This window comes from Methylobacillus caricis, assembly GCF_020532705.1.
In the GTDB taxonomy this organism is placed as follows: Bacteria; Pseudomonadota; Gammaproteobacteria; order Burkholderiales; family Methylophilaceae; genus Methylobacillus; species Methylobacillus caricis.
Window position 1 is genome coordinate 281,433 of sequence record NZ_JAJAVD010000004.1, and the last position, 16,236, is coordinate 297,668.

Annotated in this window: 16 protein-coding genes; 7 read left to right on the top strand and 9 right to left on the bottom strand. The window is 53.2% G+C overall.

Annotated elements, in window-relative coordinates; all coding sequences use genetic code 11:
• Positions 1 to 14: 14 nt before the first annotated feature.
• From LG200_RS11795 to LG200_RS11805, 3 genes are read right to left on the bottom strand one after another with little or no spacing between them, the layout of a single operon-like run.
• Entirely contained in the window at positions 15 to 395 is a 381-nt protein-coding gene (locus LG200_RS11795) for a YybH family protein (RefSeq protein ID WP_226757821.1), read from the bottom strand.
• A 41-nt stretch (positions 396 to 436) separates the two neighbouring features.
• Positions 437 to 910, bottom strand: a complete 474-nt coding sequence (locus LG200_RS11800; RefSeq protein WP_226757822.1) for a YybH family protein — start codon at positions 908 to 910, stop codon at positions 437 to 439.
• 19 nt (positions 911 to 929) lie between these two features.
• A complete protein-coding gene (locus LG200_RS11805; protein WP_226757823.1) occupies positions 930 to 1,511 on the bottom strand; it encodes a MarR family winged helix-turn-helix transcriptional regulator in 582 nt (193 codons plus the stop codon).
• 234 nt (positions 1,512 to 1,745) lie between these two features.
• Between LG200_RS11805 and LG200_RS11810 the strand changes: the two genes are divergently transcribed.
• Positions 1,746 to 2,174 carry a CBS domain-containing protein gene (locus LG200_RS11810; protein WP_226757824.1) on the top strand — a complete coding sequence of 143 codons (429 nt, stop codon included), beginning with the start codon at positions 1,746 to 1,748 and terminating at the stop codon, positions 2,172 to 2,174.
• A gap of 20 nt (positions 2,175 to 2,194) precedes the next feature.
• Here the strand turns inward: LG200_RS11810 and LG200_RS11815 are convergent, their stop codons facing one another.
• Genes LG200_RS11815 through LG200_RS11825 form a run of 3 tightly spaced genes read right to left on the bottom strand, consistent with a single transcriptional unit; the run spans position 2,195 to position 5,071 of the window.
• Positions 2,195 to 4,033 carry a monovalent cation:proton antiporter-2 (CPA2) family protein gene (locus tag LG200_RS11815; RefSeq protein WP_226757825.1) on the bottom strand — a complete coding sequence of 613 codons (1,839 nt, stop codon included), beginning with the start codon at positions 4,031 to 4,033 and terminating at the stop codon, positions 2,195 to 2,197.
• The gene (locus tag LG200_RS11820) at positions 4,033 to 4,647 is read right to left on the bottom strand and encodes an NAD(P)H-dependent oxidoreductase (protein WP_226757826.1); all 615 of its coding nucleotides are present in this window, start codon (positions 4,645 to 4,647) and stop codon (positions 4,033 to 4,035) included. The genes LG200_RS11815 and LG200_RS11820 overlap by 1 nt, the downstream gene beginning before the upstream one ends.
• A gap of 4 nt (positions 4,648 to 4,651) precedes the next feature.
• Positions 4,652 to 5,071 (bottom strand): secondary thiamine-phosphate synthase enzyme YjbQ, encoded by a 420-nt coding sequence (locus LG200_RS11825; RefSeq protein ID WP_226757827.1) that lies wholly within the window; start codon positions 5,069 to 5,071, stop codon positions 4,652 to 4,654.
• A gap of 196 nt (positions 5,072 to 5,267) precedes the next feature.
• Between LG200_RS11825 and fae the strand changes: the two genes are divergently transcribed.
• The 6 genes from fae (at position 5,268) to LG200_RS11855 (ending at position 10,260) form a co-directional block, all read left to right on the top strand.
• On the top strand, positions 5,268 to 5,816 hold the full coding sequence (gene fae, locus LG200_RS11830) for a formaldehyde-activating enzyme (protein WP_226757828.1): 549 nt from the start codon (positions 5,268 to 5,270) through the stop codon (positions 5,814 to 5,816).
• A 137-nt stretch (positions 5,817 to 5,953) separates the two neighbouring features.
• Positions 5,954 to 7,072, top strand: coding sequence for an MlaE family ABC transporter permease (locus tag LG200_RS11835; RefSeq protein ID WP_226757829.1), 1,119 nt, complete (start codon positions 5,954 to 5,956; stop codon positions 7,070 to 7,072).
• A 1-nt stretch (position 7,073) separates the two neighbouring features.
• Complete coding sequence (locus LG200_RS11840; RefSeq protein ID WP_226757830.1) at positions 7,074 to 7,838, top strand: ABC transporter ATP-binding protein; 765 nt, start codon at positions 7,074 to 7,076, stop codon at positions 7,836 to 7,838.
• 3 nt (positions 7,839 to 7,841) lie between these two features.
• On the top strand, positions 7,842 to 8,792 hold the full coding sequence (locus LG200_RS11845; protein WP_226757831.1) for an MlaD family protein: 951 nt from the start codon (positions 7,842 to 7,844) through the stop codon (positions 8,790 to 8,792).
• 8 nt (positions 8,793 to 8,800) lie between these two features.
• On the top strand, positions 8,801 to 9,403 hold the full coding sequence (locus LG200_RS11850; protein ID WP_226757832.1) for an ABC-type transport auxiliary lipoprotein family protein: 603 nt from the start codon (positions 8,801 to 8,803) through the stop codon (positions 9,401 to 9,403).
• A gap of 14 nt (positions 9,404 to 9,417) precedes the next feature.
• Positions 9,418 to 10,260, top strand: coding sequence for an AraC family transcriptional regulator (locus LG200_RS11855; RefSeq protein ID WP_226757833.1), 843 nt, complete (start codon positions 9,418 to 9,420; stop codon positions 10,258 to 10,260).
• 8 nt (positions 10,261 to 10,268) lie between these two features.
• Here LG200_RS11855 and LG200_RS11860 read toward each other — a convergent pair whose 3' ends face one another.
• Genes LG200_RS11860 through LG200_RS11870 form a run of 3 tightly spaced genes read right to left on the bottom strand, consistent with a single transcriptional unit; the run spans position 10,269 to position 16,091 of the window.
• Positions 10,269 to 11,729: an efflux transporter outer membrane subunit gene (locus tag LG200_RS11860; protein ID WP_226757834.1), complete on the bottom strand. Its 1,461-nt coding sequence runs from the start codon at positions 11,727 to 11,729 to the stop codon at positions 10,269 to 10,271.
• The gene (locus LG200_RS11865; protein ID WP_226757835.1) at positions 11,726 to 12,895 is read right to left on the bottom strand and encodes an efflux RND transporter periplasmic adaptor subunit; all 1,170 of its coding nucleotides are present in this window, start codon (positions 12,893 to 12,895) and stop codon (positions 11,726 to 11,728) included. Before LG200_RS11865 ends, LG200_RS11860 begins: the two co-directional genes overlap by 4 nt.
• Positions 12,885 to 16,091, bottom strand: a complete 3,207-nt coding sequence (locus LG200_RS11870) for an efflux RND transporter permease subunit (RefSeq protein ID WP_226757836.1) — start codon at positions 16,089 to 16,091, stop codon at positions 12,885 to 12,887. Before LG200_RS11870 ends, LG200_RS11865 begins: the two co-directional genes overlap by 11 nt.
• Positions 16,092 to 16,236 lie beyond the last annotated feature (145 nt).

A 16,236-nucleotide genomic window follows, 5' to 3' on the forward strand; every position in this document is an offset into this window, starting at 1 on the left:
CGGTTTTTATGAATTTAATTCCAGATATGGGTCAGCAGCTTCCAGCTGCCGTCGGCCTGCTGGCGGTAGAGCAAGTGCACATTGCCGTTAAAGTTCTGGCGCTGCCCTTCTGCATCAACCACTGCTGCGCTCCACAAACCGCGCTGAAATGCCAGGCCGCCATCCACTCCAGCTTCAATCAACTCGAGCTTGTGGTCGATAATGCCCTGGGCAATGGAGTTTTGCCAGAAAGTCACCAAGGCCGGTTTGCCGGTCACTTGTGCAGCCCCTGCAGGCAGTACGCTTGCGGCAGCATCATAAAAAGACGCAACCAGTTCGTGATCCTTGGCGTTGAAAGCCGCATCCCAGGCTTGATTCAGGCTGAGGGCTGTGGTCTTGAAGTCGGCTATGGTCATAAATTTTCCTTTCAATCAAAGTAAATACAAAAGCGGGAAAGTTAATTCCAGGTATGGGTTAATATTTTCCAGCTGCCGTCAGGCTGACGCTTGTAAAGCAGGTGCAAGTTACCGCTGAATTCCTTGCGCTCGCCATCGGCTTCCGGACTCTTCAGCACCGCGCTCCACTTGGCGCGTTGATAAATGGTGTTACCTACCAGGCCAGCTTCCACGATTTCGATCTTGTGCTCTGTAAAACCCTTGGCAAAGAGGCCAGACCAGAAATCGGCAATCGCATTGTTGCCAGTCACTTGTTCACCGCCCGCTGGCAACAGGCTGCCATGCTCATCGTAATAAGAACTGATAGTGCCGGCGGAAGCTTGGGCAAATGCTTCATCCCAGGCGGCATTCAATTCGGCAACAGTGGCATTCACCTCTTCTGCACTAGGTTTGGCTGTGCATTTATAAACTGCAGCCCCTGCCACACCCAGCAACACGAGCAAAATAACGACGATAATTGTTTTATTGAATCTCATGATTAATCCCTTCTCTTGGTTAAGTACTGCTAAAACTTGCTGATGACTGATCATCACTTCGATAGGCGGCATGGATATCAACGCCCTCGCCTGCAGCAGCGGTAAATGTGGAAATTCCAGCATCCAGCTTGAGCAATATCCCGCTTAATGCATCGCGCTCTGCCTCGGTGACACTTTCCATGCACAACCTCAAACGCGTATAGTAATCCGGCATCACTTCATCCAGCTTGGCTTGGCCAGCCGCCGTAAGCTGGATCGACACCCGCCGCCTGTCATCAGTATCAAACAGGCGGGCAATCAAGCCGTTTCGCTCCAGTCCATCAATCAGCCCTGTCATAGTGGCGCGGCTTACGCCAGCCCTGTCGGCCAAGGCGGAGGGAGTAGAAATGCCGTTTTTTTCTCGCATGAGTAGAATCAGCACCCACCAGCGACCCTGCAGCAAACCGTGCCGACTCAGGCAATTATCCAGCGCTGCAGACAAATCAGTAGCCACCCGCAGCAGATGCAGAAATACAGAAACAGCGCTCACGTCAGCCTCGGGATACCGTCCGGAGAACTTGTCGAGCACTGATTTATCAGGGAGATCACGTAGCTGCAACATAATTAGTCCAATTATAATTAGCCAGCTAATTATGTCAATAAGAAATTGTATATATGATGCAAATACATATTTTCCTCGGCTACCTGATCAGATAGGAGCATGGTTTATCAACCAAGGAATACATTGCAAACAAAGATTAGAAAGCCGACATTGCCATAGCAGGCCAATATTTAACCCTCCTCCATTAAGGTGTATATTGCCCTTACGCCAATAAAAACTACGGAGGAGGGAATTATGAAAACCGTACAACAAGTCCTGGAAACCAAGGGCAGCACGATTTACTCAGTAGCCCCAGAAAGCCTGGTTTACGATGCATTATTGGTAATGGCTGAGCACCATATAGGAGCACTGGTTGTCATGAAACGTGATGAAATTGTCGGCATTTTCTCCGAGCGCGATTATGCACGCGAAGTGGTGATCAAGGGTAAAACCTCCAAAACCACTACGGTACAAGACATCATGTCTGTACAACTCACTACAGTCAGCCCTGAAGACACCGTGGATTACTGTATGAACTTGATGTCAGGCAAGCGCATACGGCACCTGCCAGTCCTGGAAAACGGCAAACTGGTGGGGCTATTGTCGATTGGTGACCTGGTCAAGGAAACCATCGCTTACCAGGAATTCCTGATCAAGCAGCTGGAAAGCTATATCCAGAGCTAATGATCTGTAAGCAGCCCGTATCAGGGCTGCTTGAAATCCCCCTCCCAGGCCTGGTTGTTGTGGCCTGAAATTTCGCTGTTCATTTCCTGCTCAAGAGTACGGGCAAGATCCTGCCTGGTTCTTACGCTATAAGAAACCACCTGTTGCATATCGGTATGAATGGGATGGATGTCGTGCATCATTTTCTCGTCATGCTGCCGGAATCTCCAGGCTGCAGTGTACGCCTGGAAAGGGCTATGCCCCATTTCGCGCAAGGCCTTTTCCCCCAAGTGCACAGCGCCCAGAAAGGTCTCTCGCACGCAATCTATTCCTATATCCATATAGTCGAAGACATAAGTCCGGTTGCGCGCCCTCGCCAATATTTTGACCTCAGGATAATGCTCGCGCACATAACGCGCAGTTTCCAGGGCATCCTGCGCATTATCAATCGCCAGGATCAACAGCTTGGCGCGCGCAATTCCCGCAGCACGCAAGACATCGGGACGAGTGATATCACCATAGTGGGGGCGATAGCCGAAGCTGCGCATGAGTTCAATCTGATTAGGATCATGCTCGATCACGGTAGGCACCACACCCACTCCCGTCAGGAGACGGGTGATGATTTGGCCAACTCTGCCAAAGCCAGCCACAATCACAGGGCGCTCTTCGTCAAACTCATCATGCTTGGCATGCTTACGCCTACGGTTAAGGCGTTTGCGATATGCCACATTGAAAGCAAGTAGCAGCAATGGTGTAGTAACCATGGACAAAGCCACCACCGAGTTGAGCAGGGCGCTGCTTTCATCACTGATCACTCCGGCATCCACGGCAGCGCTGAAGATGACAAAAGCGAACTCGCCCACCTGGGAAAGCGTCAGCGCAAACATCATGCTGTCAGCGTTCTGCAGCCTGAACCCCTTAGCCAAGCCAAATAACAGCAGCAGCTTGAATGCCACAAGGCCTGCTGCCAGCCCAAGGATGAAGAATGGCTGCTGCATCACCATGTCAAGATTGACCGACATGCCAATAGAGATAAAGAACAAGCCCAACAGCAAGCCCTTGAATGGCTCTATATCCAGCTCCAGCTCCTGCCGGTATTCGGAATCGGCCAGCATGACCCCGGCAATGAACGCCCCCAATGCCATGGATAAACCCACCAGGGTCATGAGAATGGAAACACCGATAATCAAGAACAAGGCAAATGCAATAAAAATCTCGCGCAGCCCCGTGTTGGCGATATAGCGTAGTACCGGCCGCAGCAGGTACTTGCCTCCCAGCACCAGCAGCACAATCAGCGATACCGCTTTGAGGATGGCAAGCCAATCCATATGTACACCATGGGAAACATGGGTGCCTGGCGCAATCACCAGCAACAGCACCATTAGTGGGATCACCGCCAAATCCTGGAAAAGCAGCACGGAAAATGCCGAACGCCCGGCTGGGCGGTTAAGTGCGCCTTGCTCCGCCAGTATCTGCATGGCAATCGCAGTGGAGGACATCGCCACGCCCATGCCTGCCACCAGGGCCAAACGCCAATCCAGGTCGAAAGCGATACCAAGGCCAAACACAACGCCGCCGGTGGCAATCACCTGCAGCCCGCCCATGCCAAAAATTGGCAGGCGCAACTCCAGAAGTTTGTCCGGCTCGATCTCTAGGCCGATCAGGAACAGCATCATGACCACGCCGAACTCGGAAAAATGCATGACGGTTTCCGTATCCGCCACCAACCCCAACACCCAAGGGCCGATGATAATGCCAGCAAACAAGTAGCCCAGGACAGACCCAAGGCCTATGCGCCTGAAAACAGGCACAGCCAGCACGGCGGCACCCAGATACATTGCACTTTCCAGCAGGAGTGTTGGGATATGCGGATCCGCCATCAAGCAATCCCCTTTTCAATCTGGGGAGCAAGGTATTCAGCCTGCTCGGATTGCAGGCTGTCTACTTCCGGCGGCAACTCACCGTTTGTCAGCTTCTGCAGCCAGCCGGCATACTCCTGCGCTTTCTCTTGCAGGTATTCATCGCTAAGCGTATCTACAGCCTGGGTAAGGAAAGGCTGCAGGTATTGCATGGCACAAAGCCTGGCAGTCTGCTCAAAAGGACGCAGGAACTCAGCCAGTGAAAATTGATTATAGCCACGCCGCTGGTAGACGCTATCGGAACCGCCAGTGGAAATTGCATGCACCCAGGACTTCCCTTGCAGCTTGCCCGCGTTATCGCCAAAAGCCCAGCCGTAGCTCAAGACACTGTCCAGCCAGTTCTTGAGCAGGGCCGGACAGGAATACCAGAACATGGGATGCTGAAATACCACGATATCATGCTGATCCACCAAGGCCTGTTCATGCTTGGTGTCTATCATCTGCTCCGGATAATGCGCATAGAGGTCATGCACATGCACATGCTCACAAGCAGCTGCGGTGTTCAGCAACGCCCGGTTGACGCGAGAGCTTTCAAAGGCGGGATGTGCAAAGACCAACAGGACTCGTTTGCACATTGAATTATTCGCCTATCACCTTGACCAACACACGCTTGTTACGGCGACCATCGAACTCGCCATAAAAAATCTGTTCCCAAGGGCCGAAGTCCAGCTGGCCATCGGTAATCGCGACTACCACTTCCCGCCCCATCACCTGTCGCTTCATATGCGCATCAGCATTATCTTCACCAGTGTCATTGTGACGATAGCTGCGAACCGGCTCATGTGGTGCCAATCGCTCGAGCCATTCCTTGTAGTCGTGATGCAGGCCGGACTCGTCATCATTGATAAATACACTGGCAGTAATATGCATTGCGTTCACGAGGACCAACCCCTCCCGCACCCCACTTTCACGCAGACATGCTTCCACTTCGTGTGTGATATTGATAAAAGCCATGCGCGCAGGTGCATTAAACCAGAGTTCTTTACGATAACTTTTCATGAGATTGGCCTTATGAAATTGGAAAGTGAGGAAATTATATCCTGCACCTGTTGTCATTCACCTGATGCGTTCTGTAATTTTGCATTTACAGGCAATTTAAGTTAAAAGATAAAGAGCTTGGCATTTGGCCTGGCCTCCATTTAGTTTCAATTTCTTGTTTCAATTTCCCTAACCATTCCGAAGGAGATACCCACTGATGAGTGACAAAATTTTCATGCGCGTAGGCGAAGCCCTTGTAGCAGGCGGCCCCCCTGGCACGGCAGCAGAGCCTGAAGTCATTATCGGAGAAATGGACGGGCCAATGGGGACGGCATTCGGCACCCTGCTCGGCGACCAAGTCAAAGGACACTCGCGCGTCCTGGCCATCCTGAATACGGATATCATGGTGCGTCCTGCCACTATCATGGTGAGCAAAGTGACCGTCAAGAATGAACGCTATACCAACATCCTTATGGGTACGGTACAGGCAGCGATTGCCAATGGCGTACTGGATGCTGTACGCAATGGTGACATCCCCAAAGATAAGGCCAACGATCTCGGCATTATCGTTTCGGTCTGGCTCAACCCCATCGTGGTAGAGCAGGACAACCTCGATCATAAAATCCTCTTTGACATCCATAGAGAAGCCACTGCCAAGGCGATCCACAAAGCCATGTGTAACGAGCCTGATATAGACTGGCTGCTGGAAAACCAGGAAAAGATCGTGCACAAATATTTCCAGATGGGTCTGGACGGCAAGATTTAAGCTCTGCTATAAACCCGTAAGGCCGCAGAAGAATAAGGACTGCCCCGTTTGCATTCTTCTGCCACGCACGACTCCAATAATCCGTGCAAGATTCAAGCTCACCAAATGGTGGCATCTGATCCCAGTAAAGGACGCTAATGGCTGCAGCAAGTTTTCAGGTTGACCAGAATGCCCAGGGCAGGCAAAAAGTCTTGCTGCATGGCCAATGGTCATTGCGCGCGCAGGAAAACGATTTCGCCGGGCTGAAGAAATCACTGCAGCCTTTTTTTTCAGATCCATTCGCCCAATGGGACCTAACCCAGGTCGAGCAACTTGATACTGCTGGCGCAGCCGTTCTCTGGTCCGGCTGGCAAGGCAAGATAGATGACAAGATAACCCTCACCGAGCAGCAAACCGCCATATTTGACACGCTGGGGGAAATAGATAGCCAGCCACAACCCCAAGCCCCCCGACACGACTTGCTAAGCCTGATTGCCAAATGGGGCACCTTGTCCATGTTTGTCAGCAGTCATGTCTCGGATTTCATCCGCCTGCTTGGCCTGTTAGTCTTGGAGCTGGGATACCTGTTAAGGCGTCCGCAGGATTTTCCCTGGCGTGAATTCAGTGCCAACATCTACAAAAGCGGCATCACGGCACTTCCAGTCACAGCCCTGCTCGGCTTCATGATAGGCGTGGCCATGAGCTACCTGATGGCGACACAGTTACGCGCGTTTGGTGCAGACATCTTCATTGTGAACATCCTCGGCTTGGCCATCATTCGCGAGCTTGGCCCCATTCTGATGGCAGTCCTGGTCGCAGGCAGGTCAGGCTCGGCCATGACGGCACAAATAGGCGTCATGCGGGTCACCGAGGAAATTGATGCGCTTGCCACTATGGGCATTTCACGCATATTGCGCGTAGTCCTGCCAAAGGTGTTAGGACTTACTTTCATTGCACCCATGCTGGTGATATGGACCTCATTGTGGGCCCTGTTTGGCGGGGCCTTATCTGCCAATATGGAGCTAGGCCTGGGCTTTCGCTTCTTTTTCGACTACCTCGCCACGGTAGTGCAGCCTGTCAACCTGACACTCAGCCTGATCAAGGGCCTCATGTTCGGCTTTATTGTCGCACTGGTTGCCTGTCATTTTGGCTTGCGCATCAAGCCCAATACTGAAAGCCTGAGCCGCAGCACCACCAGCTCGGTCGTAACAGCCATCACCTGTGTCATACTGATTGATGCAGGCTTCGCCATCCTCACCAGTGGCATAGGGGTATAGCATGGCGACGCAGCCCATCTGTGAGATACGCAAGGTATGGACAGTATTCGGCAGCAACGTCGTGCACCAGGACCTGGACCTCACCATCAATGCAGGCGAAATAGTCTCGCTGGTAGGCGGTTCCGGCAGCGGGAAAACCACGCTGCTCAGGCATATTGTTGGCTTGACCCGCCCCAGCAAGGGCGAGGTGCTGCTATTTGGCAAGAACCTGCATGAGATGGACCGGGTAGCCCAGCAGCGCCTGATGAATCGCCTGGGAATGCTTTTCCAGCAAGGAGCGCTATTCTCGGCCCTTAGCGTGTTTGACAACATAGCCTTTCCGCTGCGAGAGCTCAAGCAGTTCAACGAAGCAACCATACGTCGGTTGGTGCTGCATAAGCTCTCCCTGGTAGAAATGGAGGCTGACACCAGCTCACGCCTGCCCTCCCAGCTGTCAGGCGGGATGATCAAGCGTGTCGCGCTGGCGCGCGCGCTGGCACTTGAGCCCGAGCTCCTGCTGCTGGATGAGCCAACTGCGGGACTGGATCCTGATCGCAGTGAGAAGTTTGTTGAATTGATCAAGGACATCAAGCATGCCTTGGGCCTGACCGTGATTTTTGTCACACATGACCTTGATACATTAGTCTCGCTGACTGACAAGGTAGCCGTGCTCGCAGATAAACGCATTGTTGCCAACTGTACCTTGCGTGAACTTGGCAACGTAGACCATCCCTTTGTGCAAAACTTTTTCCAGGGCGTTCGTGTCCGATTGGAAAGAACGGAATAATTTATGGAAAATCGTGCTCACGCCATTATTGTTGGCATTGTCACCCTCGTGCTACTCGCCATCCTTGTCTTTGCTTTCTGGTGGCTCAGTGGAACACGGCAATCACTGATTGAATACAAAATCATCTCCAGGCAACCGGTTACCGGCCTGAGCGAGGAGGCATCCGTCAAATTCCGGGGCGTCAATGTAGGCAAGGTCACCAAGATTGCACTGGATCCCGACTCGCAATCCTCCATCGAAATCACGATACGCGTCGATGGCAAGCTGCACCTGACCAAGGACACTTACGCTGAATTGCGCTCCCAGGGCGTGACAGGACTGGCTTATATCGACCTCAATGACAATGACGGCAGCGGCGAGCAATTGTCGCCCGGTTCGCTGATCACCATGCGTCCATCACTGATTGACCGCATTTCGGAACGCATTCCGCAACTGGCGGATAAGGTAGAAGCCTTTATCAACAACGGGGCTGATACGATAGCGCACGCCAATGAGGTCATGCACAAAATTGACGTGGACCGCCTCAACAATACCCTGATCAACCTGGAACAGGCTTCAGCCAAGCTGTCCCCGACGCTGAATTCAGCCAATGATGCATTCAGCAAGGCAAGCAAATTCATGTCTGAACAAAACCAGCAGCAACTGACCCAAACCCTGGACAACCTGCAGAATGCCACCAACGCTGCCACTCCCTTGCTGTCAGAACTCACTGCCACGGTACAGGATGTGCGCAGCATGACAGCGGATATCCGCAACAGCACCGGCCTGATCGGCGATACGCTCAACAATGAGACCCTGCCGCGAATTAACGAGCTCACCATGACTGCAAACGATGATGCCCGCCGCTTCAGCCGCCTGCTGGACATGCTGGAAGAAAACCCGCAAAGCCTGATTTTCGGCAAACCGGAAATACGCCCCGGCCCTGGCGAATCCGGCTTCAAACCTGCTCCATGAGGTATCCAATGCAAAAACTTTTTCTCATCATCACTACCATTCTGGCAAGCAGCCTGCTTGGCGGCTGCGTAGGTTCAATCAAACCTGATGCCAAGGCCCTGGATTTTTATGACTTTGGCTTGGCATCAGCGCAATCCCGGATCGAGCCAAAGCTGCCTATAGACAGCCTCAGTGCAAGCGATGCCATCCAGAACAACAAAATACGGTATCGCCTCAACTACAGGAACCCTACGCAGATTTACGGCTTTGCAGAAAGCCGCTGGTCGACACTGCCGCTGGACCTCGTACGGCAAAAACTGGGAAATGGCACATTACCCCAGCAACAATGCAGCGTGAAATTACAGCTTGTGGCATTTGACCAGGTGTTTGACAGCCCCAGCAGCAATAAAGGGGTAGTGCAAATCCAAAGCGCCCTGATTGACCGCAAAAACCGCAGTGTGCTGGCTTCTACATTGATAGAAGCCAGCAGCGATGCGCCCTCTGCCGATGTAAAAGGCGGCGTGACAGCACTGGATGCTGCCAGCAGCACAGCATTGAAACAGGCCCTGAGCTGGGCGGAACAGGCAGCTGCCAACACAGCTAATTGTTATCCACCGTCGCCAACCAATTAGTTGGGCCGCGCTGTATGCCAAATCAACACAGTCACCCAGTATTTACCGACCTCATGGGCTGCGGCCCTGACCCCGACCTCTCGGCCCAGCCGGTAGTCGGCCGTGTAGGCTTCTACTCCAAAGGCTGGGTGGTGGAAACCCACGCCCACAATCGCGGCCAGCTCATGTTCGTGACTAAGGGCAGCATGCGCGTTGAAACCGAGGATGGCTCATGGATCACTCCGCCAGGCCGTGCCTGCTGGATACCCGGTGCCGCCAGACATAGCGTCACCTATATTCAGGCGGCTGAAATGAAAACGGTATTGATCAGTCCCGAACTGCTGGAACCTTTACCGAAGAAATGTTGCGTGATCAAACTCAGTCCGCTATTGCGCGAGCTGGTATTGCAGGCAGTGGAGATCGACTGGGATTACTCGCTGGATGGTTATGAATTCCGTTTGATGCGGGTATTGATAGACCAGATCAGCATGGCCAAGGAAGCACCGCTTTTTCTGCCTGAAGGAAAAGACCAGCGTTTGCGAAAAGTCACATTAGCCTTGCACACCAACCCAGGCGATGAAAGAAACATAGAAGACTGGGCTTATATTGCAGGAGCCAGCCCGCGCACCCTGGCCAGGTTATTCCAGAAAGAAACCGGCATGACGTTTTCTGCCTGGCGCCAGCAGTTATGTCTCATACGGGCGGTAGAAATGCTGATAGAGGGGCACAGTATCACCAATATCTCAATCGCCCTAGGCTATGGCAGCACGGCCGGATTCACCAGCATGTTTTCCCGCTTGATGGGCGAGTCACCCAGCAACTACCTCACGCGCTGGGGACTAGATCACACCATACAGGACAAGCAGCGCCTAGTCTGATTGTCTCTTTAACTAGCGGACCCGCTATCGGTATTTTTTCCTTGGTTCATTGCTGGCTGATCCTGCCAGCCGCCGCCCAAGGCACGCACCAGGTCTATGCTGGCACGCAACTGGCTGACATTGAGGTCTAGCAATGTGCGTTGGGTCTGCAACGCCTGGGTTTGCGCCGTGGTCACTTCCAAGTAGTTGGCAGCACCTTCACGATAGCGGTTCATCGCGAAATCCAGCGATTTCTGTGCAGCATCTGCTGCGGACTTTTCCGCTTCCGCCGCAGCCTGGTAGTGATTCAATCGGGCCAGGTTATCTTCCACCTGCTGAAAAGCGCCCAACACCACGCCACGATAGCGTGCACCTGCCTCATCCAGCACGGCTTGTGCCTGGACAACCTGTGCCTTGCGGCGCCCTGCATCAAACAGCTGAAACACCATGGAAGGCCCGATAGACCAGAAATTGCTTGGTGCATTCAACCAATTTCCCGTAGAAACGCTTTGATAGCCAAAGGCTGCGCTCAAGCTCAGCGCCGGGAAAAATGCTGTTTTGGCAACACCTACGCTGGCATTTGCAGCTTCCACGCGCCGCTGGGCCGAGGCAATATCCGGCCTGCGTTGCAGCAAGGTCGATGGCACACCCAAGGGAATCTGCGGCAAGGCAATGACATCCTGCTCGGAAGCAATATTGAATTGTGAAGGCGATTCACCCACCAATGCTGCAATGGCATGCTCAACAACCGCGCGCTGAGCCTTGACCTGCTCAAGCTGGGACCTGGTGGTATCAAGCTGTGTTTGTGCCCGGCTGACATCAAACCCTGGCACTATGCCGGCATCATGCCGGGTAGTGGTCAGTGATAGGGCCTTGGCATTGGCATCCACAGTTTCCTGCAGAATCTTCAACTGCTGGTCCAACCCGCGCAACACAATGAAATTGTCTGCGAGCTGGGCCTGCAGGCTCAAGCGGGCAGATTCAAGATCTGCCTGTGCAGCAGCAGCCTCCGCGTCACCCGCCTTGACTGTATTACGTACACGGCCCCACAAGTCCAACTCATAACTCGCCTGCAAACCTATGCTGTAAGCAGGGTAAGTCGGGGCAATACTGGCATTAGGCGGAACCAGGGGCCTGTTTTCAGACACCCGATTACGTCCGGCAGAGCCATTGGCAGAAAGAGAGGGGAACAGAGCAGAGCGCGACTGATCACTGTATGCCTGGGCCTGTTGATAATGGGCCAGCGCCGCAGCCAGATTGGGATTATTGGCAATCAGCTTCTCCTGCAGGGTATTGAGCTGGTCATCACCATACAGCGACCACCACTTGCCACGCGGCAATTGGTCTGCAGGCTGGGCCTGAACCCATGGTTGCATTTCCTTGTAGGCTTCGGCTACTGGCACCTCGGGGATCCTCAGCTCCGGTGCAAACGAGCATGCACCAAGCAAGGCCACCAAGCCCAGGCTGGCTATCTGCTTGCTGTCCATCATGGCCTGCCGGCCTCCGACTTGGTTTCCGCATCTGCAACCCGCACAATCAGGCCATCGCTGATGTCATCTGGAGGACTATCCACCAGCTTGTCATCAGCATTGATGCCAGAACTCAGCTGTATGGTCTTGCCCAGATCACGAGCAATGACGACCTCCTTGAGGCTCACCTGGTTGTTGGCTCCCACAATGGCCACATGCAAACCATCCTGACGCACAATAAGCGCACTGGCAGGAATGCTCAGGCTGGGAGTATTCGCGGGCAAATCCAGGCTGACACGGGCAAAACCGCCAGGCAATAGCTCCCCGTCAGGATTAGGTACCAGGAATTGGAACAAGGTGGTACCGGAGGAAATATCCACTGACTGAGAAGATGCCACCAGGGTAGCCGTGTAGGTCTTGCCAGGCTGTCCAGGAATGGAAACCTTGGCGACAGTCCCCTTGCCAATACTTGAAGCATAATTCTGCGGCACACTCACATACAGGCGTAACTTGCGGATATCGGACACCACAAACAGGGGCAGGCCGGCGGCACTGCCCACATTGATCAGGGCACCGATATCGGTGGAACGAGCAGTCACCACACCATCAAATGGGGCCACCAGCCTGGTGAAACCCTTGGTTGCCTGGATACGGTCCAGATTGGCCTGCGCTGCCTGCAAAATAGCCTGCTTGGCAGCATGGTCACCCATGCGCTCATCCACTTCCTGGCGTGAGACAGAATCAGTATTAAGCATGGACTGCCAGCGCTTGGCCGTTGTTCCCGCCAACTCGGCATTGACCTTGGCGCTGGCTACATCAGCCTTGGCTTGCAGCAATTGTTGATCAAGGTCTGGAGTTTCAATCTCGCCCAGCTCCTGGCCGGTTTTTACCTGGGTGCCAATATCCACTTTCCAGCTCTTGAGGTAGCCGCTGGCACGGGCATAAATGGGCGCACGAGCAAAGGCCTCCAGACGGGCTGGCAGTTCCAGGGTGCCCGTACTGGTATCGGTAGTGGGAGATACCAGCGTGACGGTTGGCACGGCCTGTTCATCCGTCCATTCCTTCAGTTCCCGGCCTTCCTTGGCGCGCGTGGTCAGACCATAGGCCACAATCACTGCGGCAATAATCACTAGTACCAGACCGCCTCTACGCAGGGTACGACGTGGCGCTGAACGATCAGATGACATTTACTTCTCCAATTGTAGTATTCGTTGCATTACTTTTGCGCTGCTTGTTGTGCACCATACTGAACACCACTGGAACAAAAACCAGGGTAGTAATCGTTGCAAACAGCAAACCGCCAATCACGGCACGGCCCAATGGGGCATTTTGCTCACCGCCCTCACCCAGGCCTAACGCCATAGGCGCCATTCCTATCATCATTGCCAATGCCGTCATCAATACGGGACGGAAACGCACAAACCCGGCTTCTATGGCAGCCTCGGTGGCATTCCCCAGCTCCAGCAACCTCTCCCGGGCAAAGCTGATCACCAGCACACTATTGGCAGTTGCCACCCCCATGCACATGATGGCTCCCGTCAATGCTGGTACTGACAATGGCGTAAAGCTGGCAAACAACATCCACACAATACCGGCAATCGCAGCAGGCAAGGCGCTAACAATCACAAAAGCATCACTCCATGACTGGAAGTTGACCACAATCAATAGGTAGATCAGTACGATGGCGCCCACCAGGCCGAACAACAAGCCGGAGAATGCGCTCTCCATGGTTTTCACTTGCCCCAGCAATGTCACTGTTGACCCCTTGGGAACATCGGCAGCAGCTTCATCCAGGATATGGCGGATATCCTTGGCAACCGCTCCCAGGTCACGTCCCTGGGTAGTGGCATTGATTTGTACCATAGGCTGGATATCGTACTGGCTGACCAATGCATTGGAGTTACTGCGTGTAAATGTGGCAAGTCCTCCCAGTATCTGCGGAGAGATGTCTGCCCCACTGCCATTAATGGGCAAATTCTCGAGGGCAGCAATACTGTCCATACGATATTGGGGCGTCTGCAGCACGATAGGATAAGAGACACCGTTAGCAGGATTCAACCAGAATGTGGGCGCTACCTGGCTGCTGCCTGCCAGGGTAACCACCATGTTATTGGTGACATCCCGTGTATTCAAACCCACCTCCTGTGCACGGGAACGGTCAATATCCACATTAATGACGGGATTGCGGCGCGACTGCTGTATGCGCACATCAGCAATACCGGGAACCTTGCGCATTGCGGCGACCAGACGGTTCGCATAGTCAAAATTGGCCTCCAGGTTATTGCCACGAATCTGCAGATCAATCGGCGCCGGCGAGCCGAAATTCAATATCTGGCTCACAATATCGGCAGGCGGGAACGAGAATGTAGTGTCAGGGAACTGACGCGGCAATTGCTCTCTCAACTGCTTGACGTAATCTGCTGTCGGCTTGTGGCCTTCAGTCAGGGCAATCTGGATGTCGCCATCTTGCACCCCCATGACACCGGTGTTGTTGTAGGTCAGGTTGATGGAACTGATCGGCAGGCCGATATTATCGACCAAAGTCTCAATTTCATCCCTTGGAATGATGTTGCGGATTGCCGACTGGATATTGGCAAATTTGGCAGCCGTATCTTCCAGGCGCGTGCCAACCGGCACCCTGACATGCATCAGTATCTGCCCGCCATCCACTGCTGGGAAGAAATTGCGCCCAAGGAACGGCACCAGGGCAAAGCTCAACAAAACAAAGACCATAAAACCCACAACGAATTTCTTGCGATTCTCCAGGGCCAGTTGAAGCATGCCGAGATAGCCTTCACGGAAATGCTCAAAGCGGGCCTCGAACCCACGCTGGAAACGTATCAGCGGATTGCTGGATGGTGGCAAGTTTGCTGCATTGCCATGCGCATCCGTATGTGGCGCATGGGGTTTGAGCAAATACTTCGCCATCGTAGGCACCAACGTACGCGACAGGATGAAGGAACTCACCATGGCAAACATGACTGACTCGGCCATGGGCACAAACAGGAAACGTGACACGCCCTCCAGGAAAAACATGGGCACAAACACGATACAAATGCATAACAGTGATACAAATGCAGGCGTCACGATCTGCCTGGCGCCATCAAGAATGGCAGGCTCCACTTCCTTGCCCTGCTCCAGGTGCCAATTGATATTTTCTATGGTGACCGTCGCATCATCCACCAATATGCCCACAGCCAGTGCCAAACCTCCCAGGGTCATGATATTGAGCGTCTCACCGATCATTGCCAATCCGGCAATTGCACCAAGAATAGACAATGGGATGGAAATCGCAATAATCACGGTAGAGCGCCAGCTCCCCAGGAACAACAGGATCATCACACTGGTCAACGCCGCTGCAATACATCCCTCCAGGATTACCCCCTTGATCGCGGCACTGACAAAGATGGACTGATCATTAATGGGACGTACTTCCAGCACATCAGGCAAAGTGGGTTTTATTTCCTCCAGCTTTTCCTTGATGCCCGCAACAATTGCCAATGTGGACGTCGCACCGTTCTTCAAAACAGACATCAATACCGAACGCGCACCATCAACGTGTACCAGGTTGGTTTGCGGCGGATTACCGTCGCGCACCTGTGCAACATCACGAATATAGATAGTAGCGCCGTTGACAATCTTGATCGGCAAATTTCCCAGATCCTCCAATGCGGAGGGCGCATTGTTCAGTTGTATCGTGTATTCAAAATTACCGATCTTCTGCGTGCCGACCGGCAAAATCAGGTTTTGTGCAGCCAGCGCATTGGCCACATCCTGGCCAGACAGCCCTCGTGCCTGCATGGCGTCGGGATCGAGATCAAGCTGCACCTGGCGTGTTTTGCCGCCAAAGGGATAGGGAATCGCCGCACCGGGGACTGACACCAGCCGGGTTCTCACTGCATTCATGCCGAGATCGGCCAGGTTCTGTTCAGTCAAGCCTTTGCCTGCCAATGCCAGTTGGAGGATGGGGACTGTAGAGGCATTGTAATTAATGATCAGAGGAGGTTGCGTGCCAAGAGGCAGCTGCCTGAGCGTGGTTTGTGAAATAGCCGTCACCTGGGCATTGGCCGTCGCCACGTTCACACCAGGCTGGAAGAAAATCTTGACGATACCAAAGCCGGTATAGGAATTGGCCTCAATATGTTCAATATCATTGACTGTTGTTGTCAGCGAACGCTGGAATGGGGTCATGATGCGGCCCGTAACCTGGTCTGGCGACATGCCAGTATATTGCCAGGCAACAGCAATAACCGGGATACGGATCTCAGGGAAAATATCTGTCGGCATGCGCAATGCCGACAAAATACCGACAATCATGATCAAGATCGCCATTACAATAAATGTATAAGGGCGCTTGAGTGCTACTTGTACAATACCTAACATTCGCGTGTTCTTGACAGAGTAATTTAGTCAGAAATTATCCGACACAAGAATGATTTTTGTTTCATCAAACCTGCCATATTCTTACTTATTCATGCCATTATGTCCCGATAGAGAATAGGGCTTTTGCTCATATCACGCAAAAACC